The organism is Mesorhizobium sp. WSM4829, from assembly GCF_055811475.1.
This window is the reverse complement of record NZ_JBVVQJ010000046.1, coordinates 24,302-49,711: the sequence shown is the minus strand read 5'-3', so window position 1 is coordinate 49,711 and position 25,410 is coordinate 24,302. Positions and strand designations below refer to the sequence as shown.

General features: G+C 64.3%; 21 protein-coding genes and 1 tRNA gene. 14 read left to right on the top strand and 8 right to left on the bottom strand.

What is annotated here, in order from left to right; translation table 11 throughout:
• The first annotated feature begins 317 nt into the window (after positions 1-317).
• A complete protein-coding gene (locus AC0L17_RS29995; RefSeq protein WP_473518426.1) occupies positions 318-1,202 on the top strand; it encodes an HpcH/HpaI aldolase/citrate lyase family protein in 885 nt (294 codons plus the stop codon).
• Between the two features lie 25 nt (positions 1,203-1,227).
• The gene (locus AC0L17_RS29990) at positions 1,228-1,434 is read left to right on the top strand and encodes a DUF1737 domain-containing protein (RefSeq protein ID WP_128245783.1); all 207 of its coding nucleotides are present in this window, start codon (positions 1,228-1,230) and stop codon (positions 1,432-1,434) included.
• Between the two features lie 189 nt (positions 1,435-1,623).
• On the opposite strand, the gene AC0L17_RS29985 is transcribed toward AC0L17_RS29990, so the two are convergent.
• Entirely contained in the window at positions 1,624-2,046 is a 423-nt protein-coding gene (locus AC0L17_RS29985; RefSeq protein WP_023802719.1) for a metallopeptidase family protein, read from the bottom strand.
• A 173-nt stretch (positions 2,047-2,219) separates the two neighbouring features.
• Between AC0L17_RS29985 and AC0L17_RS29980 the strand changes: the two genes are divergently transcribed.
• Genes AC0L17_RS29980 through AC0L17_RS29970 form a run of 3 tightly spaced genes read left to right on the top strand, consistent with a single transcriptional unit; the run spans position 2,220 to position 7,970 of the window.
• Positions 2,220-3,278: an ImuA family protein gene (locus AC0L17_RS29980; RefSeq protein WP_473518425.1), complete on the top strand. Its 1,059-nt coding sequence runs from the start codon at positions 2,220-2,222 to the stop codon at positions 3,276-3,278.
• The gene (locus AC0L17_RS29975; RefSeq protein WP_473518424.1) at positions 3,220-4,701 is read left to right on the top strand and encodes a DUF6504 family protein; all 1,482 of its coding nucleotides are present in this window, start codon (positions 3,220-3,222) and stop codon (positions 4,699-4,701) included. Before AC0L17_RS29980 ends, AC0L17_RS29975 begins: the two co-directional genes overlap by 59 nt.
• Positions 4,698-7,970: an error-prone DNA polymerase gene (locus tag AC0L17_RS29970; protein ID WP_473518423.1), complete on the top strand. Its 3,273-nt coding sequence runs from the start codon at positions 4,698-4,700 to the stop codon at positions 7,968-7,970. Before AC0L17_RS29975 ends, AC0L17_RS29970 begins: the two co-directional genes overlap by 4 nt.
• Before the next feature lie 224 nt (positions 7,971-8,194).
• Here AC0L17_RS29970 and AC0L17_RS29965 read toward each other — a convergent pair whose 3' ends face one another.
• From AC0L17_RS29965 to AC0L17_RS29950, 4 genes are all read right to left on the bottom strand, one after another.
• Positions 8,195-8,434, bottom strand: a complete 240-nt coding sequence (locus tag AC0L17_RS29965; protein WP_091592108.1) for a Trm112 family protein — start codon at positions 8,432-8,434, stop codon at positions 8,195-8,197.
• A 109-nt stretch (positions 8,435-8,543) separates the two neighbouring features.
• Positions 8,544-9,215 (bottom strand): LON peptidase substrate-binding domain-containing protein, encoded by a 672-nt coding sequence (locus tag AC0L17_RS29960; RefSeq protein WP_091592106.1) that lies wholly within the window; start codon positions 9,213-9,215, stop codon positions 8,544-8,546.
• 184 nt (positions 9,216-9,399) lie between these two features.
• Positions 9,400-10,398 (bottom strand): thioredoxin, encoded by a 999-nt coding sequence (gene trxA / locus AC0L17_RS29955; protein WP_473518422.1) that lies wholly within the window; start codon positions 10,396-10,398, stop codon positions 9,400-9,402.
• Between the two features lie 92 nt (positions 10,399-10,490).
• Positions 10,491-10,988 carry a prolyl-tRNA synthetase associated domain-containing protein gene (locus tag AC0L17_RS29950; RefSeq protein ID WP_473518421.1) on the bottom strand — a complete coding sequence of 166 codons (498 nt, stop codon included), beginning with the start codon at positions 10,986-10,988 and terminating at the stop codon, positions 10,491-10,493.
• 250 nt (positions 10,989-11,238) lie between these two features.
• Here AC0L17_RS29950 and AC0L17_RS29945 point away from each other — a divergent pair.
• Positions 11,239-11,313: transfer RNA gene (locus AC0L17_RS29945), tRNA-Gly, on the top strand.
• 372 nt (positions 11,314-11,685) lie between these two features.
• Here the strand turns inward: AC0L17_RS29945 and AC0L17_RS29940 are convergent.
• Complete coding sequence (locus tag AC0L17_RS29940) at positions 11,686-12,555, bottom strand: helix-turn-helix domain-containing protein (RefSeq protein ID WP_027153653.1); 870 nt, start codon at positions 12,553-12,555, stop codon at positions 11,686-11,688.
• A 106-nt stretch (positions 12,556-12,661) separates the two neighbouring features.
• On the opposite strand from AC0L17_RS29940, the gene AC0L17_RS29935 reads away from it, so the two are divergent.
• From AC0L17_RS29935 to AC0L17_RS29905, 7 genes are all read left to right on the top strand, one after another.
• Positions 12,662-13,933: an ABC transporter substrate-binding protein gene (locus tag AC0L17_RS29935; protein WP_287377750.1), complete on the top strand. Its 1,272-nt coding sequence runs from the start codon at positions 12,662-12,664 to the stop codon at positions 13,931-13,933.
• Between the two features lie 244 nt (positions 13,934-14,177).
• Positions 14,178-15,038 (top strand): carbohydrate ABC transporter permease, encoded by an 861-nt coding sequence (locus AC0L17_RS29930; protein ID WP_023802709.1) that lies wholly within the window; start codon positions 14,178-14,180, stop codon positions 15,036-15,038.
• The gene (locus tag AC0L17_RS29925) at positions 15,035-15,901 is read left to right on the top strand and encodes a carbohydrate ABC transporter permease (protein WP_023802708.1); all 867 of its coding nucleotides are present in this window, start codon (positions 15,035-15,037) and stop codon (positions 15,899-15,901) included. Before AC0L17_RS29930 ends, AC0L17_RS29925 begins: the two co-directional genes overlap by 4 nt.
• A gap of 7 nt (positions 15,902-15,908) precedes the next feature.
• The gene (locus AC0L17_RS29920) at positions 15,909-16,994 is read left to right on the top strand and encodes an ABC transporter ATP-binding protein (RefSeq protein WP_473518420.1); all 1,086 of its coding nucleotides are present in this window, start codon (positions 15,909-15,911) and stop codon (positions 16,992-16,994) included.
• Positions 16,995-17,124: 130 nt separating this feature from the next.
• Positions 17,125-19,158: an aldo/keto reductase gene (locus AC0L17_RS29915; RefSeq protein WP_473518419.1), complete on the top strand. Its 2,034-nt coding sequence runs from the start codon at positions 17,125-17,127 to the stop codon at positions 19,156-19,158.
• Between the two features lie 246 nt (positions 19,159-19,404).
• A complete protein-coding gene (locus AC0L17_RS29910) occupies positions 19,405-20,349 on the top strand; it encodes a MurR/RpiR family transcriptional regulator (RefSeq protein WP_473518418.1) in 945 nt (314 codons plus the stop codon).
• 164 nt (positions 20,350-20,513) lie between these two features.
• Positions 20,514-22,313 (top strand): flavin-containing monooxygenase, encoded by a 1,800-nt coding sequence (locus AC0L17_RS29905; protein WP_473518417.1) that lies wholly within the window; start codon positions 20,514-20,516, stop codon positions 22,311-22,313.
• A 134-nt stretch (positions 22,314-22,447) separates the two neighbouring features.
• Here AC0L17_RS29905 and AC0L17_RS29900 read toward each other — a convergent pair whose 3' ends face one another.
• Together AC0L17_RS29900 and AC0L17_RS29895 are read right to left on the bottom strand one after the other, a co-directional pair.
• Entirely contained in the window at positions 22,448-23,680 is a 1,233-nt protein-coding gene (locus AC0L17_RS29900; RefSeq protein WP_473518416.1) for an amidohydrolase/deacetylase family metallohydrolase, read from the bottom strand.
• A gap of 217 nt (positions 23,681-23,897) precedes the next feature.
• Complete coding sequence (locus AC0L17_RS29895; protein WP_091592090.1) at positions 23,898-24,326, bottom strand: Lrp/AsnC family transcriptional regulator; 429 nt, start codon at positions 24,324-24,326, stop codon at positions 23,898-23,900.
• Between the two features lie 124 nt (positions 24,327-24,450).
• Here AC0L17_RS29895 and AC0L17_RS29890 point away from each other — a divergent pair.
• Positions 24,451-25,410 (top strand): saccharopine dehydrogenase family protein (locus AC0L17_RS29890; RefSeq protein ID WP_473518415.1); only part of this gene is annotated, 960 nt, incomplete at its 3' end.

The window sequence follows — 25,410 nt, the reverse complement described above, 5'->3', positions numbered from 1 at the left end:
ACCTCCTTCGTCTTTCCGGCCGAAATAGAATCGAGCTTCGCCGAAAAGCGCAACCGACATGTGTGAATGCGATAGGTATAGTGACGGGGAGAGGGGTGCTCTCATCGCCGGTTTCGCCAATCACCAGCGTTGCAAGAATGGCGTCGAAGCTGCGCCAGCCCCTTCTCCCCGTCCCTATACGGGGAGAAGTGCCCGGCAGGGCGATGAGGGGCGGCGCCAACTTTGATGATTGGCTTGCATCCAATGCAAGCTATGACTGCCCGAAGCGATTGCCCTGTGTGCTTGCTTCGATCGCCTCCAGGCGGCATAGATCAGGCATGACTGAAACCTGCCGCCCGCGCCGCTCGGTGCTTTACGTCCCGGCCTCGAACGACAAGGCGCTGGCCAAGATCTCGTCGCTGGCCTGCGATGCCGTCATCATCGATCTCGAAGATGCCGTCGCCCCGGCCGACAAGGTTTTTGCGCGCGAAAAGCTGGCTGATATTTTCGCTCACCGCGCAAACCTGCGCTGCGAAATGGTCGTGCGCATCAACCCGCTCTCCAGCGAATGGGGCGCCAGGGACTTGCTGGCGGCGGCAAGCTGCGAGCCCGACGCCATCCTGCTGCCCAAGGTCAACACGCCGCGCGACGTCCTGGAAGCCGGCGACGTGCTGGACGACAATTTTTCACCCGACGAGGTAAAACTATGGGCGATGATCGAGACGCCCAAGGCGCTGCTCAACATCGGCCCGATTGCCGAGCTTGGCCGCGATCCGGCCTCGCGGCTAGTCTGTTTCGTTGCCGGAACGAACGACCTGGTCAAGGACACCGGCATTCTCGCTACGCCCGACCGGCGCTATCTCACGCCATGGCTGATGCAGATGATGCTCGCAGCACGCGCCGGTGGCCTCGACCTGCTTGACGGTGTCTTCAACGATTTTCGTGATCTGGACGCTTTTGCGAGCGAATGCACGGAAGCAGCCGCCATGGGGTTCGACGGCAAGTCGCTGATCCACCCGGCCCAGATCGATGCCGCAAACCGCGCCTTTGCGCCATCTGCCGAAGCCGTGGCCGAAGCGCGTGCGGTCAAGGAGGCCTTCGCGCTTGCCGAAAATGCCGGCAGGCAAGTCATTGCGCTGAATGGAAAGATGCTCGAACGGCTGCATCTGGCGCAGGCCGAAAAACTGCTGGCGAAGGCGGCCGCCAGCGCCAGCGGGACATGATCGCAACGCACCACAGGAATGAAAAATGAAACTCTACCGCTTTCTGTCCGGCCCAGACGATTCCAGCTTCTGCCACAAGGTGACGGCGGCGCTGAACAAGGGCTGGCACCTGTTCGGCTCGCCGACCTATTCCTACGACATGGAGGCCAAGGTCATGCGCTGCGGCCAGGCCGTGGTGAAGGATGTCGAGGGCCAGGAATACGGCCCTGGCACCAAGCTCAGCGATTGGTAGATTTTGCAAAGCTCGACGCAGGGTGTGTTGAGATTCAGGTCAGGCCGCGCCGGAGTCGAAGACGGGCGCGAAGCGACCAGACTGGGTAGTTTCCGAGAACCGGAGCGGAGCGTACTTTTGGGTACGTGAGCACCGGAAGCGCAGGGAACTGTCGTTCGCAGGCCGGCATCACCTGAATATCAGCACAGCCTACTCGGCTGCCTCTTCGATCCGTTCCATATCATCGTCCGACAGGCCGAAATGGTGGCCGATCTCGTGGATCAGCACATGGGTGACGATGTCGCCCAGCGTCTCCTCGTTCTCGGCCCAGTAATCGAGGATGGCGCGGCGGTAGAGCGTGACGCGGTTCGGTCCCTCGCCGGTCTGCGGATTCCAGCGCTCGGCGATGCCGCGCCCCTCGAACAGGCCGAGCAGGTCGAAAGGCGTTTCCAGCGACAGGTCGTCCATGATTTCGTCGGTTGGGAATTCGGCGATCTGGATGACGATCTCGCCGGTCAGCTTGCGAAACTCCTCCGGCAGATGGGCGTAAGCTTCTAGCGCCAGGAACTCCATTTCCTCCATCGACGGCGAAAGCTCGTCGTGCCAGGTACGGGTTTTGTAGATGCGGGCCATGCTTTGTCCTTCTGATCCCGGCATATAGGCTTTCGCGCCGGACTCGGCAATTGGCCGGGTTGCCGCCTTTCGCTGACAGGAATAAATTCCCCATGACTCCGCTTGACTCTTCGGCCGCCCTCTGGAATCTATTAGAACATAACAGGAACAATTGTGAGTGGAAGCTGACCGTCATGGCGACAAGCGCCGTGGCGCGGGAGACTGTTTTTGCCCTGCGCCGCCAGATCGCGAAGATCGAGGGAACGCTGCCCGAGCGCCTGCAGGCGCCGGCCGGCGCAGCCCCCGTTGATGCGCCCCGGAATCCAACAGCTGATGTCACGCCCAAAAATATCCCGCCCAAAAATCTGACAATTGTCCGCCGCGGCCTCGCCGTGGCGCCGCCCGATGCGTTTGTGCGCACCGGCGCCGAAGGTCTCGATACTGCGCTCAGCGGCGGCCTGCCGAAGGCGGCGCTGAGCGAGATCCATGGCGCCGCGACCCGCGATGCCGGAGCCGTCGCCGGCTTCGCCCTGTCGCTCGTCAGCCTGATCCTCAAACAGGGGCCGCGACTGCCGGTCCTGTGGATCGGCACCGCGGAAATCTTCCGCGAGGCCGGCTTCCCCTATGCCACAGGGCTTCATCGCCTTTTCGGCATCGAACCGGAGCAATTGCTGTTTTCCGAGGCGCCAAGGCTCCTCGACGCGCTGTGGACCGCCGAGGAGGCCGCCCGGATGACAGCGCTCGCCGCCGTCTTCCTCGAAATCCGCGGCAGTCCGCAGCGGCTGGACCTCACCGCGACGCGGCGGCTGCACGCCCGGGCACAGAGCGCCGGCCGGCCGGTGTTCCTGCTGCGCCAGGCCGGCGAACCCGAGCCGACGGCGGCACCCGTCCGCCTCGTCCTGTCGGCGGCGCCGTCGGCACCACGCGAGACGATCGCCGGGCCGCTCGCCGGCTCGATCGGCCGTCCCGCCTTCACCGTCAGCATCGGCAAGAGCCGCACCGCCTTGCCAGGACAATTCACACTGGAGTGGAACCCCGATGAACGCAGTTTCGAGGAAAGAAGGGCCGGGGAAAGACGGCAAGAACGGGCAGCGAATCCTGTCCCTGTGGTTTCCGCATCTCGCCGCGGAAAGGATCCTGCGCCAGCGTCTGGGGCGGTCCTGGCGTTCGCGGCCGTCGGATCACCTGCCGCTGGTGATCAGCCATCGCCAGGCGAACGCGCAGCGCATCGCCGCCCTCGACGAGCGGGCTGAGGCGCTTCACCTGAAGCGCGGCATGGGCATAGCCGACGCGCGCGCCATGCATCCGTCGATCGACGTCGTGGAAGCCGATCCCGAGGCCGACCGCCGCCTGCTCGAAAGCCTCGCCGACTGGTGCGACCGCTACACCCCGCTGGTGGCGATCGACGCAGCCGATGGCCTGTTCCTCGACGTCACCGGCTGCACCCATCTTTTCGGCGGCGAACGGGCGATGCTGGACGACATCCTGTCGCGCTTTTTCCATCAGGGTTTCGATGTCCGCGCCGGCCTTGCCGCCACACCAGGTGCAGCCTGGGCGGCAGCGCGGTTTTCTGGTGATCGCATCGTCCCCGGTGGCGAGGAGGACGCGCTTCTCGCGCCCTTGCCGCTGGCGGCGCTGCGCATCGAGCCTGACATCCGCGCCAGCCTGGAAAGCGTCGGCCTGCGCACGGCGGGCGCCGTCATGGCAGCACCGCGCGCGCCGCTCGCCCGCCGCTTCGGCAGATCGCTGCTTTTGCGCCTCGACCAGGCGCTCGGCCGCCTCGACGAGGCGGTGTCGCCGCGCCTGCCGGTGGCGCCGCTTTCGGTCGAACGCCATCTCGCCGAACCGATCATGCTGACCGACGAAATAGAGCGGCTGGTGAAAATGCTGGCGACGACATTGAAGGCGGACCTCGAGCGCCGCGGCGAGGGCGCAAGAAGGCTGGCGCTGCTGCTTTTCCGCGTCGACGGCGCCGTCAGCCGCATCGCCGTCGGCACCTCGCGGCCGTTGCGCGAGCCGCTGCTGATCCAGAAATTGTTCCACGAGAGGCTTGCCGCGCTCGAACAGGACATCGATGCCGGCTATGGCTTCGATCTCGTGCGCCTCTCGGTGCTGTCGGCCGCGGCCTTCGACATGCAGCAGGCGGATCTGACCGGCGAGACGCGCGACGACGGCGCCGACATCGCCCTTTTCGCCGACCGCATCCGCGCCCGGCTCGGCGACAGCGCGGTTTTGAAACCGGTTGCCGTCGAGAGTCATCTGCCCGAGCGCGCCGTCGCCACGCATCCCTATGCGGAGGCGCCGCAAAGGGTCTCTGCGCCGAAGAAGCCGGACAAGATGCCGGGCAAGATGAAAGACACTAGGCCTGTCTTGCGGCCGGAACGGCCGATCCGGCTATTCCGCTCGCCCGAGCCGATCGAGGTGCCGGCCACCGAAATGCCTGAAGGACCGCCGCTGAACTTCCGCTGGCGGCGCGCGCTCTACCGGGTGGCGCGCGCCGAAGGGCCGGAACGCATCGCCCCGGAATGGTGGCGGGAGGCAGCGGGGCAGGAAGCGACCCGGGATTATTTCCGCATCGAGGATAGCGACGGCCGCCGTTACTGGCTTTATCGCCAGGGTCTCTACGGCGCCTCGCAGGCGGCGCCGCGCTGGTTCATGCATGGGGTCTTCGCATGAACGCGCTGGCGGTCGTTCCCTACGCCGAATTCGGCATCCAGTCGAGTTTCTCGTTCCTGCGCGGCGCCTCGAAACCGGAGGAGCTGGTGGTCGCGGCAAAGTTTTTGGGCTTTTCGTCGATCGGGCTTGCCGACCGCAACACGGTGGCCGGCGTCGTGCGCGCCTGGCAGCAGGCCAAGGTGGAAGGTCTTTCCTATCATCCCGGCTGCCGCCTGGTTTTTTGCGATGGCACGCCCGACGTTCTCGCCTATCCGCAGGACCGCAAGGGCTGGGGCCATCTGTGCCGCATGCTGACGCAGGCCAATATGCGCGACGACAGCGAAAAGGGCGCACCGCTACTCTATCGCGACGATCTTTTCGAATGGGGCGATCTCATGTCGCTGGCGATCCTGCCGGATCTGTCGACGCCGGCGCAGGATCTCAGGCTGATCAGCCGCCTGAAAGATCGCTTCGGCAAGACCCTTCGGCTTGCCGTTTCGCCGGATTATCACGGCAACGACCGCTACCGTATCGAGCAGGCGGCGGCCATGGCCGAGGCATCAGGCATTCCGCTGATGGCGACCAACGACGTTCTTTACCATACGTCCGAACGGCGCCGGTTGCAGGACGTGCTGACGGCGATCCGCCTCAACGTGCCTGTTGCCGAAGCCGGGCTGGAATTGGCGGCCAATGCCGAGCGCCATTTGAAGCCGCCAATGGAGATGGCGCGGCTGTTCCGGCGGCATCCGCAAGCACTGGCGCAAACGCAGCACTTTGCCGGCGAATTGAGCTTCTCTCTCAGTGACCTCCAATACAACTATCCCGACGAACCGACGGAATCAGGGCTCGGGCCCCAGGCCGAACTGGAAAGGCTGGCTCTGGAGGGAGCCGCGATACGCTACCCCTCGGGCGTTCCCGCCGATGTGACCAGGCGCATCCGGGAGGAGCTCGCTTTGATCGAGCGCCTGAATTACGCGCGCTATTTCCTGACAGTCTACGACATCGTCAAATTCGCCCGCAGCCAGGGCATACTCTGCCAGGGACGTGGCTCCGCGGCCAACTCGGTGGTCTGCTATTGCATCGGCATCACCGAAGTGGGGCCCGAGCGGATCGATTCGCTTTTCGAGCGTTTCATTTCCGAGGAAAGAAATGAGCCGCCCGACATCGATGTCGATTTCGAGCATGAAAAGCGCGAAGAGGTCATCCAGTATATCTACTCGAAATACAGCGCCAAGCGCACCGCGCTTGCCGCGGCCGTCGTCAGCTACCGGGGCCGCTCGGCGATGCGCGAAGTGGCCAAGGCGATGGGCCTGTCGGACGATGTCAGGAGCGCGCTGTCCAGCTCGATCTGGGGCTGGTCGACCTCGGAGCTCGGCGAAAAGGAGACCAGGGCCGGCGGCCTCGATCAGACCGATCCGTCGACAAGGCAGGTGATCGAATGCGCCAACGAGATCATGGGCTTTCCCCGTCATCTGTCGCAGCATGTCGGCGGCTTCGTCATCACCAGGGACCGGCTCGACGAGATCGTGCCCATCATCAAGACGGCGATGGACGAGCGCAAGATGGTCGAGTGGGACAAGGACGATCTCGACGCGGTGAAAATCCTCAAAGTCGACGTGCTGGCGCTCGGCATGCTGACCTGCCTGCAGCGCGCCTTCACGCTGCTTGAGGATCATTATCCCGATGCGCGGGATGATTTTGGCCGGCCCTATGTGCTGGCCACCCTCCCTGCCGAGGACAAACCTGTCTACGACATGATCTGCCGCGCCGACACGATCGGCGTCTTCCAGATCGAATCGCGCGCCCAGATGTCGATGCTGCCGCGGCTCAGGCCGAAAACATTCTATGACCTCGTCATCGAGGTGGCGATCGTGCGGCCCGGCCCGATCCAGGGCGACATGGTCCACCCCTATCTGCGCCGCCGGCAAGGCAAGGAAAAGCCCGAATACCCCAAGCCGGAACTGGAAGAGATACTCGGCAGGACGCTGGGCGTGCCGCTGTTCCAGGAGCAGGCGATGAAGATCGCCATTGTCGCCGGCGGCTTCAGGCCGGGCGAGGCCGATGAACTGCGCCGCGCCATGGCCACCTTCAAGCGCACCGGCACGATCGGCAATTATCGCAAGCGGATGGTCGACGGCATGATTTTGCGGGGTTACGAAAAGGACTTCGCCGAGCGCTGCTTCAAGCAGATCGAGGGTTTTGGCGAATATGGCTTTCCCGAAAGCCATGCCGCCTCCTTCGCCCTGCTGGTCTATGCCTCCTGCTGGTTCAAGACCTTCTATCCCGACGTGTTCTGCGCCGCGATCCTGAATTCCCAGCCGATGGGATTTTATCAGCCGGCTCAGCTTGTCCGCGACGCGCGCGACCATGGCGTTGAAATCCGCGAGGTCGACGTCAATTTTTCCGGTTGGGATTGCGCGCTGGAAGAAGTGCCTTTCGATCCAACCCGCATTCTCGACCGCCATGCCCAGATGCGCGGCGTCATCCGGACCAATCATGCCGTCCGGCTGGGTTTTCGCCAGGTCAAGGGCCTGTCGAAGGAGCGCATGGAGGTGTTTGTCGCCAGACGCGGCAACGGCTACGCATCCGTTCGCGATGTCTGGCTGCGCTCAGGCCTCTACGTCGACGAGATCGAGAAGCTGGCGCAAGCCGACGCTTTCCGTTCGCTCGGCCTCGACCGCCGCGACGCCCTGTGGGCGGTCCGCGCGCTCGACGGCAGGAGTGCCACGGAAACCCTGCCGCTGTTCGACCGGCCGGCGATCCGCTTGCGCGATCTCGAGCCCGAGACCAGGCTGCCGACAATGCCGCTCGGCGAGCACGTCGTCCACGACTACCGTTCGCTCGGCCTGTCGCTGAAGGCGCATCCGCTGGCCTTTCTGCGCCAGCGGCTCGACCGTTCCGGCGTCACCCCCAATGCCCGCCTCGGCAAGGTTCGGGACGGCAAGCGCGTTTCGGTCGCCGGCCTTGTCCTGGTGCGGCAGCGGCCGGGCAACGCCAAAGCGATTTTCCTGACGCTGGAAGACGAGCAGGCAGTCGCCAACGTCATTTTCTGGGAAAGGACCTTCAACCGCTACCGGCCCATCGTCATGGGCGCGCGGCTGATCCGCGTCACCGGCAAACTGCAGTCGGAATCGGACGTCATCCATATCGTCGCCGAGAAGGTCGAGGACCTGACACCCTGGCTGTCCGTGCTTTTGCACGCACATGCCGTGCAGAACGATCGGCAGGACATTGCGACGCTATCGGGGAAGGCAGAAATGGTCATGCCGAAGGGGCGTAATTTTCAATAGGGGATACGGTGCGGCGGTGCACAATCCTGAATGCCGGCGGGACAGCGCCCCCTCTGCCCTGCCGGGCATCTCCCACTCAAGGGGGGAGATTGTCTGTCGCGGCCGGCCTCGGCAATCTCCTACGTCGTAGAAAAGGCGCTGCAGGCGAAGCTGCCATCTCCCCCCTTGAGGGGGAGATGGCCGGCAGGCCAGAGGGGGGTGCGAGCGCCGACACCCGAATATGTTCAGGACGGCCCGCTCAACCGCGGCGGCGGCAATCCGTCGTCAAAGGGGAGCGAGCGTGCTTCCGAAGGCAGCATGATCGGGATGCCGTCACGCACCGGATAGGCAAGCCGTGCGACCCTCGAGATGAGCTCGCCGCGCTCCGGATCCCAGCTAAGCGGACCCTTGGTCAACGGGCAGGCCAGCAATTCCAGCAGCTTGGGATCGACATTGGCCTTCTTTCCCTCACGCCCGTCCACCATTTTTGTCAGTCCTCGCGTTCGTCCTCAGTCTTCGGGCGTTGACGCTGCCCCTCACCTGCCTGCCGGCGCCGACTTCCGCAATTGGCTTAGTCCCTATTTTCCACCCAACCTACTGCAAACTCGAGCCGAAATCCTCGTTCTCGCGTGCCAGCGCCATTTCGGTGATGGCGATCAGGGTTTCGGCGCGTGTCTTCAGGTCCGCCGCTTCGAGCAGCGCCTGTTTCTCGGCCGGCCCGTAGGGCGCCATCATCGACAGCGCATTGACCAGCATGGCGTTTTCGGCGCGGCTGACGCTTTCCCAGTCGGCTTCAAGATCGTTGGCCTGCAAATAGGCGCGAAATGCCTTGAGCAGCGCCGGCCGGTCGATCTCGGCCTCGGCTTGATCTTCGTCGAGATCGGTGAGAAAGGGTGCAAACCGGCACTGGCGGAAGGGCGTCTTGACCACAAGCTCCTGCACGATGCGGAACCGGCACACACCTTGCAGCGAAATCAGGTAGCGGCCGTCGCCGCTCTCGGAAAGCGCGATGATACGGCCGGCGCAGCCGACATTGCAAAGCGCCGGCTCGCCGTCGGGACGCCGCGAGCCGTCGAGGCTGGGCTGTATGACGCCGATCAGCCGCGATCCGGCGATCGCCTCATCGACCATCTCCAGATAGCGCGGCTCGAAAATGTTGAGCGGCATGCGGCCGCCCGGCAGCAGCAAGGCGCCTTCAAGCGGGAAGATCGGCACCGTCGGCGGCAAATCCGTATCGAGCCGGTAATGCGCGTTTCCCGCCTGCACTTCAAACCTCCGCTCGCTCCCTCAAGAAGCGCATCAAGCCCGCCCATCCCTTCGCAACCTGACCCAAAATCGTCACCAGGCCCAAAATCGTCACCAGGCGAAGAACGGATCGGTCAGGCCTCCTAATCTGGCGCAGCCGTTGTCGACCGCAAGGCCATCAGGCAAAAACAGCTTGGTGCTGCGCTCAGGAAAACAGCAGCGACGACAATTTGCGCCGCGCCGCCAGCGTTGCCTCGTCGGTCATGCCCCAGGCCTCGAAGAACTGCAGCAACTGCGTCTTGGCGCCGTCGTCGTTCCACGAGCGATCGGCTTTGACGATCGCCAGCAGATTGTCGGCTGCGGCCATGCGCTCGCCGTTGGCGTTCTGGATCATGGCAAGCTCGAAACGTGCCTGATGATCCCCGGGGTTCTCGGCCAGGCGCCGCTCGAGCTCGGCCGGATTGCCAAGTGCTTGTGCCTGCGCGGCGAGCGCCATCTTGGCGCGCACGGCGGCGAGCGGCGGCGCATCCTTTTTTGCTTCCGGCGCCCGCGCCAGCACGGCTTCGGCACCCTCGGCATCGCCGGCCTCGAACAGCAGATCGCCCAGCCCGGCAATCGCCTCGATCGTCTCCGGCGCTTGTTCCAGGATCGCGTCGAAAATGTCCGCCGCGGTCTGCACATCGCCGGCGGCGCGCGCCTCCGCGGCCGCGGCAAGCGCCTCGGCCACCTGCGGCGCACCATTGCCCTTGCCGCCGACCTTCTGGATGAAGGCGGCGATCTGGCTCTCGGGAATGGCCCCCATGAAACCGTCGACCGGCTGGCCATCCCTGAATGCGATGACTGCCGGTATCGACTGGATGCCGAGCTGTCCGGCGATCGAAGGATGGTCGTCGATGTTCATCTTGACCAGCTTGACCTTGCCGCCGGCGGCGGTGACCGCCTTTTCCAGCAGCGGCGTCAGTTGCTTGCAGGGCCCGCACCATGGCGCCCAGAAATCGACCAGCACCGGCTGACGGCGCGATTCCTGGATGACGTCGGCGGCAAATGCTGCCGTCGTCGTCTCCTTGATGACGTCGGCAGCGACAGGCGGGTCGCCAAGCGCGACTTTCTCAGGCGCGGTCTCAGTGCCGCCATACTGCACAGTGGTGGCATACTGTCCGGCATTGCTGCCAAACGGGCCGCCAAATTGATTGTTGTCGCTCATCTCGTGCCCTTTCGGTCGCCGCCCGGCCGCCAGCCCGGCGCAACATCCTTAATTCTCGCTCAGAAGTCGGTATATCGTCATCCATGTGGCGATCATGCCGTGACTTTCAAGATAACAGCATCATGCCCGGTTGCCTCGACGAATTTGACCAGATCGGCGGCGGCGATCGATGTCGTTGCCTGGTTGGTCAGCGGATGGGCGTTGATGACGGCATGGTGCATCAACTCCTGGTCGAGAACGACCTTGACCCGCAACTGCGTATCGTTGATCAAGCCGAACACGGTGACCGCCCCCGGAGCGACGCCGAGAAGCTCCATCAGCATCTCCGGCTTGCCGAAGGAAACCCGCCCGGCGGCGCCGATGATCTGGTGGATCTGCTTGAGATCGACCACCGCCTCCTCATCGACGCTGACCAGGAAGAAATTGTCCTTCCTGTCCTTGAGGAACAGGTTCTTGGTGTGCCCGCCGGCGATTTCCCCGCGCAGCGCCTGCGAATCGGCGACCGTGAACAGCGGCGGATGGCGCAGGGTCGAGACCTCGATCCCGAGATCGGCGAGAAAGGCGAAAAGCTCGGCTTCGGTTTTCGGCATGTCGTTTCTTGTCGGACCTTCTGTTGTTGCGGTTTGGCTTGATGTCGCGGTTCGGATCATGCCGTTTACGGCCAATGACGCGGCCGAGACAAGACCGTAGCGCAGCAAGGCTGCCGATTGCGTTGCTGTCCGCGCCAGGGAAGGCGCGTTTGCGTCGCCGGGTGCGGCCCAAAAAACCTGCGATTTCCCTGTTGCAATCGCCGCGCCCTTCAGCCATATAGGCTCGGCTTGCGGCCCAAAAGCCGCGCGAGCGGGTGTAGCTCAGGGGTAGAGCACAACCTTGCCAAGGTTGGGGTCGAGCGTTCGAATCGCTTCACCCGCTCCAGTTTCCCAAGCGGGAAACAAGCATCGAAAAGCCGCGGTCCGCCGCGGCTTTTTCGCGTTTGGGCTGCACGGCACCAGCCAGCCGACGCCGAATAAAATTGCAAATCATGTGTGCGCGGCGGCGCCCCGCAGCATCGAGATTCTTGGTCAGTTGGCGGGCTCCTTCATCTGTTCGGCCGATGCTGTGGGTCAAGAAAAGGCCGACATTCGAGTCCGATCCTAAGGGATCCCCTGGAACGGTCCTGCCCCTACAGACGGTCCAGAGAGCACCACCGGCCTCAGGGCCGGTGGTGCATTGTTGCGTGGGCGCCAAACCAACCCGTGACCGCCTTGGTGTTCGGCGCCCGGGTCCCGGCCATGTCCTGTGCATCGACTATCGGGCGCCCGCGCCTCTGCGAAAATCCGACGGCGACATGCCGGCCAGCTTGCGGAACGACTTGTTGAAGGCGCTGAGCGAGCCGAAGCCGGAGTCCATGGCGACGCGCAGCACGTTGGCGTCCTGGTGCATCAACAGCGCCTGGGCGTAGCTGAGCCGCAACAGATTGACATATTCGTTGAGCGTCATGCCGGTCGACTTCTTGAAAACGCTCATGGCGTATTTGGGATGGATGTCGGCCGCCGCCGCGATATCGACGCAGTCGATGTCGTAGAGGAAATTCTCGGCGATGAAGTCGCACATGCGCCCGACATTGCGCAGCGATTGCTGGTCGAAGGGGCTGCCTGCTTCCTGCTCGATCGGCGTTTCGGGTACCAGCCGGTAGGGTTCGAAGCGCACCCGCTCCAGCCGCAACAGCAACTCGTTGACGGCGTGCTCGGCCTTGCCCGCATCGCCCGAGCGGACGTAGCGGTTCCAGCGCTCGAAATTGTCGCTGTCGGACCGGTCGGTGGCATTGGTCACCAGGGTCGCGCCGGTCATCAGCCGGTTGCGGACGTCGGCGGGCAGGTGCAGCCGGAAGAAGTGCACCAGCGGCAGATGCGCGCCGGCATAGACGGCATCGTCCGACGCATCGTCCATCTGGTGCGGCAGGCCGCCCCAGAACAGGCACATGTCGCCGGCCGAAAGCGCGATCTCGTGCTCGTCCATGCGGTAGTGCACGGCGCCGCGGACGATGAAATTCACCTCGACCTGGGCATGCCAATGCGGCTTCAGCATCACCAGGGGCTGGGTGTGAAACATCTGCAGCAGCAGCGGCAGACCCTCCACGCTGCTGGCGCCGGGCTGGTAAAACGGCCTTTCCGGCATCTTACTTTCCGCCCATTCTTTATTCCCTTTGTCGCGGACAAGCCTTCGCCAGCGCCTAGTCTAGCCATGCTCGCGAAGAGAGAGCAAATGAAATGGGAGGATTTCAATGCGCATCACACTGACCTGCGCCGCGTTCGCGCTTGCCCTGGGCTCAGCCCCGGCCTTTGCGCAATCCGGCGAAATCACGATCTGGAGCTGGAACGTCGCCGCTTCGTCGCTGAAGGCCACCATAGAAGGTTTTAACAAGCAGTTCCCCGACATCAAGGTCACGGTCCAGGATCTCGGCAACCAGCCGACCTATGACAAGTCGATCGCCGGCTGCGCCGCCGGCGGAGAGGGGCTGCCGGACATCGTGACGATCGAGAACGGTGAGGCCGAGAACTACTGGAGCCAGTTCCCGGACTGCTTCGTCGACCTCCATACGCTCGGCTATACCGCCGAGGACCAGGCAAAATTCCCCGATTTCAAGCGCACCGAGCTCGAAGTGGAAGACAAGGCCTATGCGATGCCGTGGGATTCCGGCCCGGTGGCGATGTACTATCGCCGCGACTTCTATGAGAAGGCCGGCGTCGACCCGACCTCGATCAAGACCTGGGACGATTTCATTGCCGCCGGCAAGAAGATCCAGGAGGCCAATCCCGGCGTGACGATGACCAACGCCGATTTCAACGGCGACTCCGAATTCTTCCGCATGATCGCCAACGAGCAGGGCTGCGCCTATTTCGCCGCCGACGGGCAGTCGATCACCGTCAACCAGCCGGGCTGCGTGGCGTCGATGACCAAGATCAAGGAGATGAAGGACGCCGGCATCATCACCTCGGCCGATTGGGGCACCAAGATCACCAACAACACCGCCGACAAGGTCGCCAGCCAGATGTATGGCGGCTGGTACGAGGGCACCATACGCACCGAGTCGCCCGACGGCAGCGGTAAATGGGGCGTCTACCTGATGCCGAGCCTCACCGCCGATGGCCCGCGCGCCGCCAATCTCGGCGGTTCCTCGCTCGCCATCACCTCGGTGTCCAACAACAAGGAAGCCGCCTACGCCTACCTGAAATACTCCCTCGCGACCAACGAGGGCCAGATAGCGATGCTGAAGGGTTTTGGCCTGGTGCCGTCGCTGATCTCGGCGCTCGACGACCCCTATGTCTCCGAAGGCCAGCCCTATTGGGGCGGCCAGGCGGTGTGGAAGGACATTCTTGGCACCTTGCCGAAAGTCGTCCCCAGCCGCGGCACGCCGTTCCAGAGCGACGCGGAAATCATCGTCCGCGCAGTGCAGACCAAATATCTCGGCGGCGGCTACCCCGACGCCAAGGCGGCGCTCGACGATGCCGCAAGCCAGATCGCCTCGGCGACCGGCCTGCCGGTCGAGGAGTGATCTGAACGCGACTCACCTTCTCCCCTTGTGGGAGAAGGTGACCTCGCCCACGGGTCTTGCCTCCGGCAAGCCCGAGGACAGGCTCAGCGAGGTCGGATGAGGGGTGTTCCAGGGAACACCAACGTCTCATTCCGTCCAACACCCCTCATCCGTCTCGGCGCTGCGCGCCGATCCACCTTCTCCCACAAGGGGAGAAGGCAAGGCAGGCCGGTAAACCTAGAAACGGGAAGCGAAGGAGGCAACGATGCGCTATCAGAACGCCACGGCGTACCGCTTCCTCGCGCCCTATCTGCTGATCTTCTCGATCTTCTGGCTGTGGCCGATCATCAACTCCTTCCTGATCTCCTTCCAGGCGACGCGCACCGTGCCGTGGCGGTTCGCGCCGACCTTCAACTGGGGCCGGCTGATCGGCGACCCGGCCTTTTTCAACGCCTTGAAGAACACGCTGCTCATCCTCGTCATCCAGGTGCCGGTGATGATCACTTTGGCGATCGTCATGGCGGTGCTGCTCAATTCGCCGCTGCTCAAGGCCCGTGGCCTGTTCCGCTTCGCCTTTTTCGCCCCGGTCGTGGTCGGCGAAGTCGCCTATTCGGCGGTGTTCCGGCTGATGTTCAATCTCGACTACGGCATCATCAACAAGCTGCTGAACAGCGTCGGCCTGCCGCGTATCGACTGGTTTTCCAACGTCACCCCGGCGATGGCGGTGATCATGATCGCGGTGACCTGGCGCTGGGCCGGCTACAATGCCATCATCCTGCTCGCCGGCCTGCAGTCCATCCCCCAGGATGTCTATGAGGCGGCGACGCTGGACCGCGTCAGCAAGCTCAAGCAGTTCTTCTACATCACCCTGCCGCTGCTCAAGCCGATCATCGTGTTCTGCGCCGTGCTGTCGATCATCGGCACCATGCAGCTGTTCACCGAACCCTTCCTGATCACCGAGCGCGGCGGGCCAGGCGGCGGCACCGAAACGCTCGGGCTGCTGCTTTACCGCCAGGGTTTCAGGTCGCTCAATTTCGGCTACGCCTCGGCCATCGCCTACACCATGGCCGGGCTGGCGATCGCCATCTCGCTGGTGCAACTGTGGCTGACGAGGGAGCCGAAATGAGCTCACGTTCCGCTTCGAGCCGTTCCTCCTCCAGCCGCTCCTCCTCCAGATTGGGACGCAGCATCGCGCTGCATCTCTTCCTGACGCCGCTGGCGCTGATCTGGCTGTTTCCGCTGTGGATGATGGTGATCTTCTCGACCATGCCCGACAGGGGCATTTTCAGCCCCAGCATCGAGCTCTTGCCGCACGGCAGCTTCCTCGACAATGTCAACAATCTGCAGCGCGACACCAATTTCATCGGCGCCATCGGCATCTCGGTCTCGGTGGCGGTGACCTATACATTCCTGTCGGTGCTGCTCACCTCGATGGCCGGCTGGGCGCTGGCGCGCTACCAGTTCTTCGGCAAGGGCGTCGTCGTCGCCATCATCCTCGGCACCATCACGCTGCCCTATGCTGTCGTGCTGATCCCGCAATTCATCATGGTGGCGCGCGACTTCAAGCTCGCCAACACCTGGGTGGCGCTGATCGTGCCGCCGCTGTTCAATTCGCTCGGCGTGCTGTTCATGCGGCAGAGCTTCTCGATGATGCCGGGCGATCTGTTCGACGCCGCTCGCGTCGAGGGGGTCAAGGAATGGCGGATCTTCCTGTTCGTCGCGCTGCCGCTGGCGCGGCCGATGCTGGCGGCGCTCGCCATCATCCTGTTCCTTGCCTCCTGGAACAATTATCTCTGGCCGCTGCTGATCAATTCCAAGCCCGGCGCGATGACGGCGCCGGTGGCGCTCGGCACGCTGATCGGCCTCACCAAAGTGTCGTGGGGCGGCATCATGGCGGGCGCCGTGATGCTCACCGTGCCGATGCTCGTCGTGTTCGTGCTCTTGCAGCGCCATTTCGTTGCCGGCATTGCCGCCGGCGCCATCAAATAGGATCAGCATGGCAGCGGTCACACTCAAAAATGTCGTCAAGCGCTTCGGCGTCTTCGAGATCGTTCACGGCGCGAACATCGACGTCGACGACGGCGAATTCGTCGTCTTCGTCGGCCCCTCCGGCTGCGGCAAGTCCACGCTGCTCAGGATGATCGCCGGGCTCGAGGACATCAGCGGCGGCGAGATCGCCATCGGCGGCAAGGTAGTGAACAATGTCGAGCCGGCCGACCGCGGCATCGCCATGGTGTTTCAGTCCTACGCGCTCTATCCGCATATGAGCGTCGAGCAGAATCTGAGCTTTGGGCTGAGGATGAACGGCAACCCGAAAGCCGACACCGAGCGGCGGGTGAAGCGGGCCTCCGAGATCCTGCGCATCGCCGAGCTGATGAAGCGGCGCCCGCGGCAATTGTCGGGCGGCCAGCGCCAGCGCGTCGCCATCGGCCGCGCCATCGTGCGCGAGCCGCAAGTGTTCCTGTTCGACGAACCGCTGAGCAATCTCGACGCCGAGCTCAGGGTGCAGATGCGGGTCGAGATCTCGCGCCTGCACAAGGAGCTCGGCGTCACCATGATCTATGTGACGCACGACCAGACCGAAGCAATGACGCTGGCCGACAGAATTGTCGTGCTCAACGCCGGCAATATCGAGCAGATCGGCGCGCCGCTCGATCTCTATGACGACCCCGCCAACCGCTTCGTCGCCGGTTTCGTCGGCTCGCCGAAGATGAATTTTCTGGCGGCACAAGTGGTCGGCAACGACGGCAATGCAACGCTCCTCGAACTCGCCAACCATGGCGGCGCTCGGCTACAGAAACCGCTGTCGGGCGCCCCGCCTGCGGTCGGCGCCGAGGTCGTACTCGGTGTGCGGCCGGAGCATTTCTTCGAGGCCGGCGAAGGCGATTGCGACATCGCCGTCAAGGCCGATGTCGCCGAGCACCTCGGATCGGTGAGCTACGTCTATGCCAATGCCGGACCAGAGGAACTGATCATCGAGCGCGAGGCGTCGCGGCAGCGGGCGACTGGCGACCACATGGTGGTGTCGATCAAGGCTGGCCAATCGCTTCTCTTTGACAAGTCAGGTGCTCGCATTCGCTAGTGCCCAAAAGCATGCCCTCGGGCGTGAACCGAGGGTGCGCAGCGGTTTGGGACAACGCCATGCACACCAAGACACGCAATTTTTCTTTCACCAACTCGCGACGCCGAGGCGACCCCAAGGAGATCCAGGAATGACGTCCGAACCACAAAAAATCCGCTGGGGCATTCTCGGGCCCGGCACCATCGCCAAGGCCTTTGCCGGCGGCGTCGCCCATTCGCGCACCGGCACATTGGTCGCCATTGGTGCGCGCAATCCCGGCAAATCAGGCCTCGCTGAAAACTTCCCCGGTGCCCGCATCCTCGACGGCTACGAGGCTCTGCTCACCGATCCGGACGTCGACGCAGTCTACATTTCGACGCCGCATCCCAGCCACGCCGAATGGGCGATCAGGGCGGCCGAGGCCGGAAAACATGTGCTTTGCGAAAAGCCGATGGGGCTCACCGCTTTCGAGGCCGACGCGATGATCCATGCAGCGCGCAGGGCCGGCACCTTTCTCGGCGAGGCCTTCATGTACCGGCTGCATCCGCAGACGGCAAAGCTGGTCGACCTCGTCAGGTCCGGCGCAATCGGCGAGGTGCGCATGGTGAAATCGAGCTTCGGCTTCGCCATGCCTGGCTTCATGCCGGAGCACCGGCTTTATGCCAACGATCTCGCCGGCGGCGGCATTCTCGACGTCGGCGGCTACCCCGTTTCGATGGCGCGGCTGATTGCCGGGGCCGCATCGGGAAAGCCTTTCGCCGAGCCGGACAAGGTGGCGGGTGCGGCGCATCTCGGCCAGTCCGGCGTCGACGAATGGGCTTCGGCGCTGCTGCATTTTCCCAACGGCATTGTCGCCGAAGTCTCCTGCGGGATCTCGCTCGCCCAGGACAATGTCCTACGCATCCTTGGTACCAAAGGCCGCATCGAGGTCGCGGATTTCTGGTATGCGAGCGGCAGGGAAGGCGGCACCGGCGAGATCCGCATCATCCGTTCAGGCGGTGAGGAGGTGGTCGAGGTCAGGGAAGACCGCTGGCTCTACGCTTTCGAGGTCGACGCCGCCGGCGAGGCGATCCTGGCCGGAAAGCAGGAGTTTGCCTGGCCGGGCATGGGCTGGGCCGACAGTCTCGGCAATCTGCGTGTGCTCGACAAATGGCGTGCCGCCATCGGGCTCGAATACGAGATCGAAAAACCCGAAAAACGCGTCGACACCATTTCTGGCCGGCGGCTGCGCTCCGGCGGCACCATCATTGCGAAGCGCGAAATTCCGGGCCTGCCGCGGCCGGCCTCGTGCCTGGCGCTCGGCTTCGAGGATTTTCGCACCTTCTCCTCCGGCATGATCCTGCTCGATGCCTATTTCGAAGCCGGCGGCAACGTCTTCGACACCGCCTTCATCTACGGCAGCGGCTACACCGAAACGCTGCTCGGCCAATGGCTGAAAAACCGCGGCGTGCGTGAGCAAGCGGTAGTCATCGGCAAGGGCGCGCACACCCCGCTCTGCTATCCCGATGTGATCGGCAAGCAGCTCACCCAGTCGCTCGACCGGCTGCAGACCGATCATGTCGACGTCTATTTCATGCACCGCGACGATCCCGACGTGCCGGTCGATGAATTCGTCGACGCGATGGACCGCGAGGTCAGGGCTGGCCGCATTCGCGGTCCGTTCGGCGGCTCGAACTGGACGAAGGAACGCATGGACCAGGCGATTGCCTATGCCGAGCGGACCGGCAAGCAGAAGCCTGGCGCGCTTTCGAACAATTTTTCGCTGGCCGAGATGCTGGTGCCGATCTGGCCGGGTTGCGTCACCTCGTCGAGCGACGACTGGAAGGCCTGGCTGACCGCCCGGCAGATGCCCAATTTCGCCTGGTCGAGCCAGGGACGGGGTTTTTTCACCGGCCGCGCCGGGCGTGACCAGCGTGACAATGAGGAGCTGGTCCGGGTCTGGTACTCCGAGAAGAATTTCGGCCGCCGCGACCGGGCGATCGAGCTCGCCAACCGGCTGGGCAAGAGCCCGATCCATGTCGCGCTCGCCTACGTCCTGGCCCAGCCGTTCCCGTCCGTCCCGCTGATCGGACCACGCACGCTCGACGAACTGGAGGACAGCCTGCAGGCGCTCGACATCGCGCTTTCGCCCGACGACATTGCGTGGCTGGATGGCGGATCGGATCAGCATCGACGTACGGGCTGAGGGGGGCATCGCTGCCCTTTCCTTCTCCCCTTGTGGGAGAAGGGGAGTCGCGCGTCCTGTAACTCTCCGACTTTGCAGTCGAACGGCGACCACGGCTCTAATCATCGGGATCGTTTGCACTGCGCTTACATTGTTGTTTGAATTAGCTTTTCTATTTCTTGAAAAGCTTGTTGCTTTCCTACATACTTCGCAAACTGACCGCGAAAACATCATAGAGTCGAGTTCCACGAACGGCAGGGATGAGTCATGACCGAAGCAGACGGCCAAGGACGGCCGACCTCGGGCGACGAAGCCGATGGACGCGATCATGTCAGGCGCATCCCCGACATCATTTCGCTGGTCAAGGACTCTTACAGTGAATTGCGCCCGGCGGAGCGGCGCGTCGCCGATGTCGTGCTCGATGATGTCAGGTTCGCGGTCGACGCCTCCAACGCCGTCCTCGCCCAGCGCGCCCAGGTCAGCGAACCCACGGTGACCCGGTTCTGCCGCGCCATCGGCTGCGAGGGGGTGCGCGATTTCAAGCTGAAGCTGGCGCAGAGCCTGGTCGTCGGCGCGCTCTATCTGAGCAAGCCGCCGCCGGTGAGCGGCGACAATGGCATGCCGTTCTGGAATGCCGTGTTCGGCGAAGCGCGCCGGGCGCTGCAGGAAGCCGAACGGCAGCTTGATCCGGCGCAGCTGCTGAAGGCCGCCGAGCTCATCGCCAAGGCGCGCCAGGTCACGGTGTTCGGCCTCGGCGGCAGCTCGTCGGCGCTGGCGCAGGAAACCCAGTACCGGCTGTTCCGCTACGGCATCACCGTCGTCGCCCAATGCGACCCCTATCTGATGCGGATGACCGCCTCGACCCTGAAGCCCGGCGACCTGGTGATCGCCATTTCGGCGACCGGACGCACCCGCGAAGTGATCGAGGCCGTCGAGCTGGCCAAGCATTACCGCGCCAATGCGATCGGCGTGACCGCGCCCGACACCGACCTGGCGCGCGCCTGCGACGTCAGGCTGACGGTGGCGGTGCCCGAATATCCCGACACGCTGAAGCCGACCGCCTCGCGCTTCGCCTTTCTGGCCGCGATCGACCTGATGGCGGTGGCGGCAGCCTACAAGCTCGACGGCTCGGCCCGCGAAACCGTCCGCCGCATCAAATACAACGCCCAGATCCACAGGACGGGCAAGGAGATGGAGCCGCTGGGGGATTGAGGCCCCCCTCATCCGGCCGCTTCGCGGCCACCTTCTCCCCGTCGGGGAGAAGAGGGTTGGCGCCGGCGTCGACAGCCTCCTCTCCCCTCGGGGAGAGGCCAGCCGAGCGAAGCGGAGGCTGGGTGAGGGGGCAGCGCCGACTTGAAAAGGAAGAAGGACAACACATGCTCGACATGGCACCCTCAAAACAGGCGGCCAGCTGGCTTTCCTCTCTCTCCCGCGCCCTCGAGGCGGGCGACGCCGCGGCCGCGACCGATCTGTTCGTCGAGGATTGCTACTGGCGTGACCTGCTGACCTTCACCTGGAACATCAAGACGATGGAAGGCCGCGCGGCGATCCGCGACATGCTGGACGCCACTCTGGCGGCGACCAAGCCGACCGCCTGGCAGCTCAGTGGCGAGGCAAGCTCGCACGAAGGCACGATAGAGGCCTGGTTCAGCTTCGAGACGTCGTCGGCGTGGGGCCATGGCAACATGCGCCTGCAGGACGGCAGGTGCCGGACGCTGTTCACGGCGATGAGCGACCTCAAGGGTTTTGAGGAGCGCAAGGGACCGGCGCGGCCGCTGGGTGTCCGCCACAAGGCCGACCCGGACCGCGAGACCTGGGCCGAGGCGAGGGCGCGCGAGGCGCGTGATCTCGGTGCCAGTGAGCAGCCCTATTGCCTGGTCATCGGCGGCGGCCAGGGCGGCATCATGCTGGGCGCACGGCTGCGGCAACTCGGCGTGCCGGCCATCGTCATCGAGAAGAATGCGCAGGCCGGCGATTCCTGGCGCAACCGCTATCGCTCGCTCGTGCTGCACGATCCGGTCTGGTACGACCATCTGCCCTACATCCCGTTTCCGGAGAACTGGCCGGTGTTCACGCCCAAGGACAAGATGGGCGACTGGCTGGAAATGTACACGCGCGTCATGGAGCTCAATTACTGGACCTCCACAGAATGCATCAGCGCGTCCTACGACGAAGCCAAAAAAATCTGGACGGTTGAGGTCGATCGCGCCGGCGAGCGCATCACGCTGATGCCAAAACACATCGTCTTTGCGACCGGCGCCTATGGCCCGCCGCGGCAGATCGACCTGCCGGGCGCCGCTGCGTTCCAGGGCGAAATCCTGCATTCCAGCCAGTATTTTAGCGGCGAGACATTCCGCGGCAGGCGCGTCGCGGTCATCGGCGCGGCAAGCTCGGGGCACGATGTCGCCGTCGACCTCTGGGAGAGCGGCGCTGCGGTGACCATGATCCAGCGCTCGCCGACGACGGTGGTCAAGTCAGACACGCTGATGGAAGTCGGCTTCGAGATCTTTTCGGAAAAGGCGCTGGCCCGCGGCATCACCACCGAAAAGGCCGACATGATCGTCGCCTCGACGCCGTTCGCGCTGCTGCCGCAAAGCCAGCGGGCGCTGTACGACATCATCAAGGCGCGTGACGCGGCCTTCTACGACCGCTTGCGCGGTGCCGGCTTCGCCGTCGATTTCGGCGACGACGAGACCGGGCTGCTGATGAAGGCCTACCGCACCGGCTCGGGCTACTATATCGACGTCGGCGCTTCCGATCTGATCATCGACGGCGAGATCGGCGTCCGCAGCGGCGTCGAGATCAAGTCGCTGACGCCAACCGGAATCCTGTTCGACGACGGCAGCGAACTGGCGGCCGACGCGATCATCTCCTGCACCGGCTATCAGTCGATGAACGAGACCGTGGCGGCGATCGTCTCGCGCGACGTCGCCGACGTGGTCGGGCCGTGCTGGGGGATTGGCTCGGGCGTGAAAGGCGACCCGGGACCATGGCAAGGCGAATTGCGCAACATGTGGAAGCCGACGGCGCAGGAAGCGCTGTGGTTCCACGGCGGCAATCTGGCGCTGTCGCGCTTTTACTCGAAATATGTGGCGCTGCAGATCAAGGCGCGGATGGAAGGGATGGCGACGCCGGTCTATGGGGCGCCAGGGCGAAACTGTAATCTCCCCCCTTGAGGGGGAGATGGCCGGCAGGCCAGAGGGGGTCGCCGCGCGTAGAGCGCCAACCTCCATCCGTTGCAGGAAGGCGAGCCCGGTCGAACCGACCCCCTCTGTCGCCTTCGGCGACATCTCCCCCTCAAGGGGGGAGATCACACCTCACGCCCGAAATGCCGGCTCACCACATCGACATGAGTCTCATGCGCATGCGCTTCGAAGCGTTCGGTATCGCCAAAATCGTTAGCCGCTTCGTTCGGCCACCAGGTGCCGCCGATCACGATGCCGTCCGAGACCAGCCGCTGCTCGGCGACCAGCGACGCGCCGACCGCGTCGACAAAGGTAAAACGGCCCGGACGCAGCCGCAGCACTGCGATGTCGCCGACGGCACCGACCTTAAGCGTGCCAAGCTCGGGCCTTGCGATCGCCTCGGCCGGCCGTTGTGTCGCCGCGCGCAGCACCTCGACCAGCGGCATGCCGAGCGCCAGCAATTTCGACATGCACACCAGAATGTCGAAGGCCGGACCGTCGACACAGTAGAGATGCACGTCGCTGCTGATCACGTCAGGCGCCAGCCCTTCGCTGAGCATCGCCCTGGCGACCGCGAAATCGAACGAGCCCATGCCGTGGCCGATGTCGAAGATGACGCCGCGCTCGCGCGCCAGCCGCATGTCAGGGCGCACCGCGCCCGAGGCGAAGACCGGCGCATTGGGAAACGGCCGGAAGCAGTGGGTGAGGATATCGCCCTTGCGCAGCCGCGGCAGCACTTCCGAGCGGCCCGGCGGCGGCTCGTCGATATGCGCCATCAGCGGCAGGCCGGCCTGGTCGGCAGCCTCGAGCGCCAGATCGACCGGCGCGATGCCGCTGCTGCCGCCGGCATGGCGACCCGAGCGTACTTTTACGCCGACGACCACGTCTGCGTGCTCGCGCACCGCCGCCACCGTCTCGCGCGGTTCGCAGAGCCGCAGATCGCTGCACTCGCCGACCGAAACGGTCTGCGAGAAGCCGAAAATGCCGGCAAAGGAAATGTTGACATAGGCCAGGATGCGGACCTTCGAGCGCTCGATGACGTGGCGGCGAAAGCCGAGGAAGTTGCCGGCGCCAGCGCTTCCGGCGTCGATGAAGGTTGTGGTGCCGCTTTTTGCGGCGAGGCGGTCGGCGTCGACGCCGAGCGATGTGCCGCCCCAATAGACGTGGCTGTGCAGGTCGATGAGGCCGGGTGCGACGATGGACCCCGTCGCATCGATGACGCGCGCGGCGCGCTCGAAGGGAATGTCGGGATCGATCGCGGTGATGCGGCCGTTGACGATGGCCAGATCGCGTCGCGCGTCGAGGCCGGACGCCGGATCGATGAGGCGGCCGCCCTTCAGCAGGAGATCAAATTGCATCGGTGTCCGGCTCCTGTCACTCGTTCAACCGGCCTGTCCGCGCAATTCTCATATAGGCCATGTTGGAAAGCAACATTTTTTTGGACTTAATGTTGCTTTATTACAGGCACCTCGCAGGCGATGGCGAAGCGCCAAAACTGCCGATCTCCCCCCTTGAGGGGGAGATGCCCGGCAGGGCAGAGGGGGGCGCTGTCCCGCCAGCGTTTCTGGGCAGCACTCACCGGTCGATCCGCGTCGACAGGATGATCGACGACGATGTCCGCTCGACCCCGTCCATCGCGCCGATCTCATCGAGAAGCGTGTCGAGGTCCTTGATCGAGGGCGCGTCGACGATGACGATCATGTCGAAATTGCCGCTCACCGAATGCAGCGTCCGCACCGGCGCCAGCGCCTGCAGGCTGCGCACCACCTTGTCGGCAAGCTTGGGCGTGACGGTGAGCAGGACATGCGCCCGCACCAGTCCCTGTTCGTAGTCGGGTGAAAGCCGGACGCCATAGCCGGTGATGATGCCGCGCTGTTCCAGCCGCTCGATCCGGCTCTGCACCGTCGTTCGCGACACGCCGAGCCGCCGAGCCAGCTCGGCCGTCGAGGCGCGCGCATTCGCGCGCAGCAGGGAGAGCAGGGCCTGTTCGGCGTTGCTAAGCACTTTCGACGAACCTCATCGGCATACTGTCCAATTTGGCACTTCGTTTTGAACAGTTCAACACTTCCTTTCGACAGGCAAGCTGCGATTCTGTCCGCTCTTTGAAAGACGAGGCGAGGGCACTGTCATGAAGAACATCATAATTGTCGGCGCCGGCAAGATCGGCTCGACCGTCGCCGAGATGCTGGTTTCCACCGGCGACTATCACATAACCCTCGTCGACCGTTCGGCCGCACAGCTCGGCGCGGCCGAACTGCCTGAAACGGTCGAGACGCTGGAACTCGACATCGAAGCCGCCGGCACGCTCGAAGCGGCCCTGGCCGGCAAGTTCGCGGTGCTCAGCGCCGCGCCCTTCCACCTGACCACGCGCATCGCCGAAGCGGCGGCCAGTGCCGGTGTGCATTATCTCGACCTGACCGAGGACGTCGTCGCGACCCGCCGCGTCAGGCAATTGGCGCGTACAGCCAACAGCGCCTTCATCCCGCAATGCGGGCTGGCGCCGGGCTTCATCTCGATCGTCGCCAATGATCTCGCCAGCCGCTTCGACACGCTGGAGAGCGTGCGCATGCGGGTCGGCGCACTGCCGCAATACCCATCGAATGCGCTGAACTACAATCTGACCTGGAGCACGGACGGCGTCATCAACGAATATTGCGAGCCTTGCGAGGCGATCGTCGAAGGCGAGCTGATCGAGGTGCCGCCGCTGGAGGAGCGCGAGGAATTCTCGCTCGACGGCGTCACCTACGAGGCGTTCAACACCTCGGGTGGGCTCGGCACGCTGGCCGAAACGCTGAAGGGCAAGGTGCGCACGCTGAACTATCGCACCATCCGCTACCCCGGCCACGCCGCGATCATGAAGGCGCTGCTCAACGATCTCGGCCTGCGCCACCGCCGCGACGTGCTGAAAGACATTTTTGAGAGCGCCCTGCCGGCGACGCTGCAGGACGTCGTCATCGTCTTCGTCACCGTCAGGGGGGGGGGGGGGGGGGGCCCCCGGGGGGGGCCCCCCCCCCCCAAAAAAAAAAACACCCCCCCCCGCGCCCACCGGGGGGCCGCCCACCCCCAAAAAACCCCCCCCCCCCCCAAA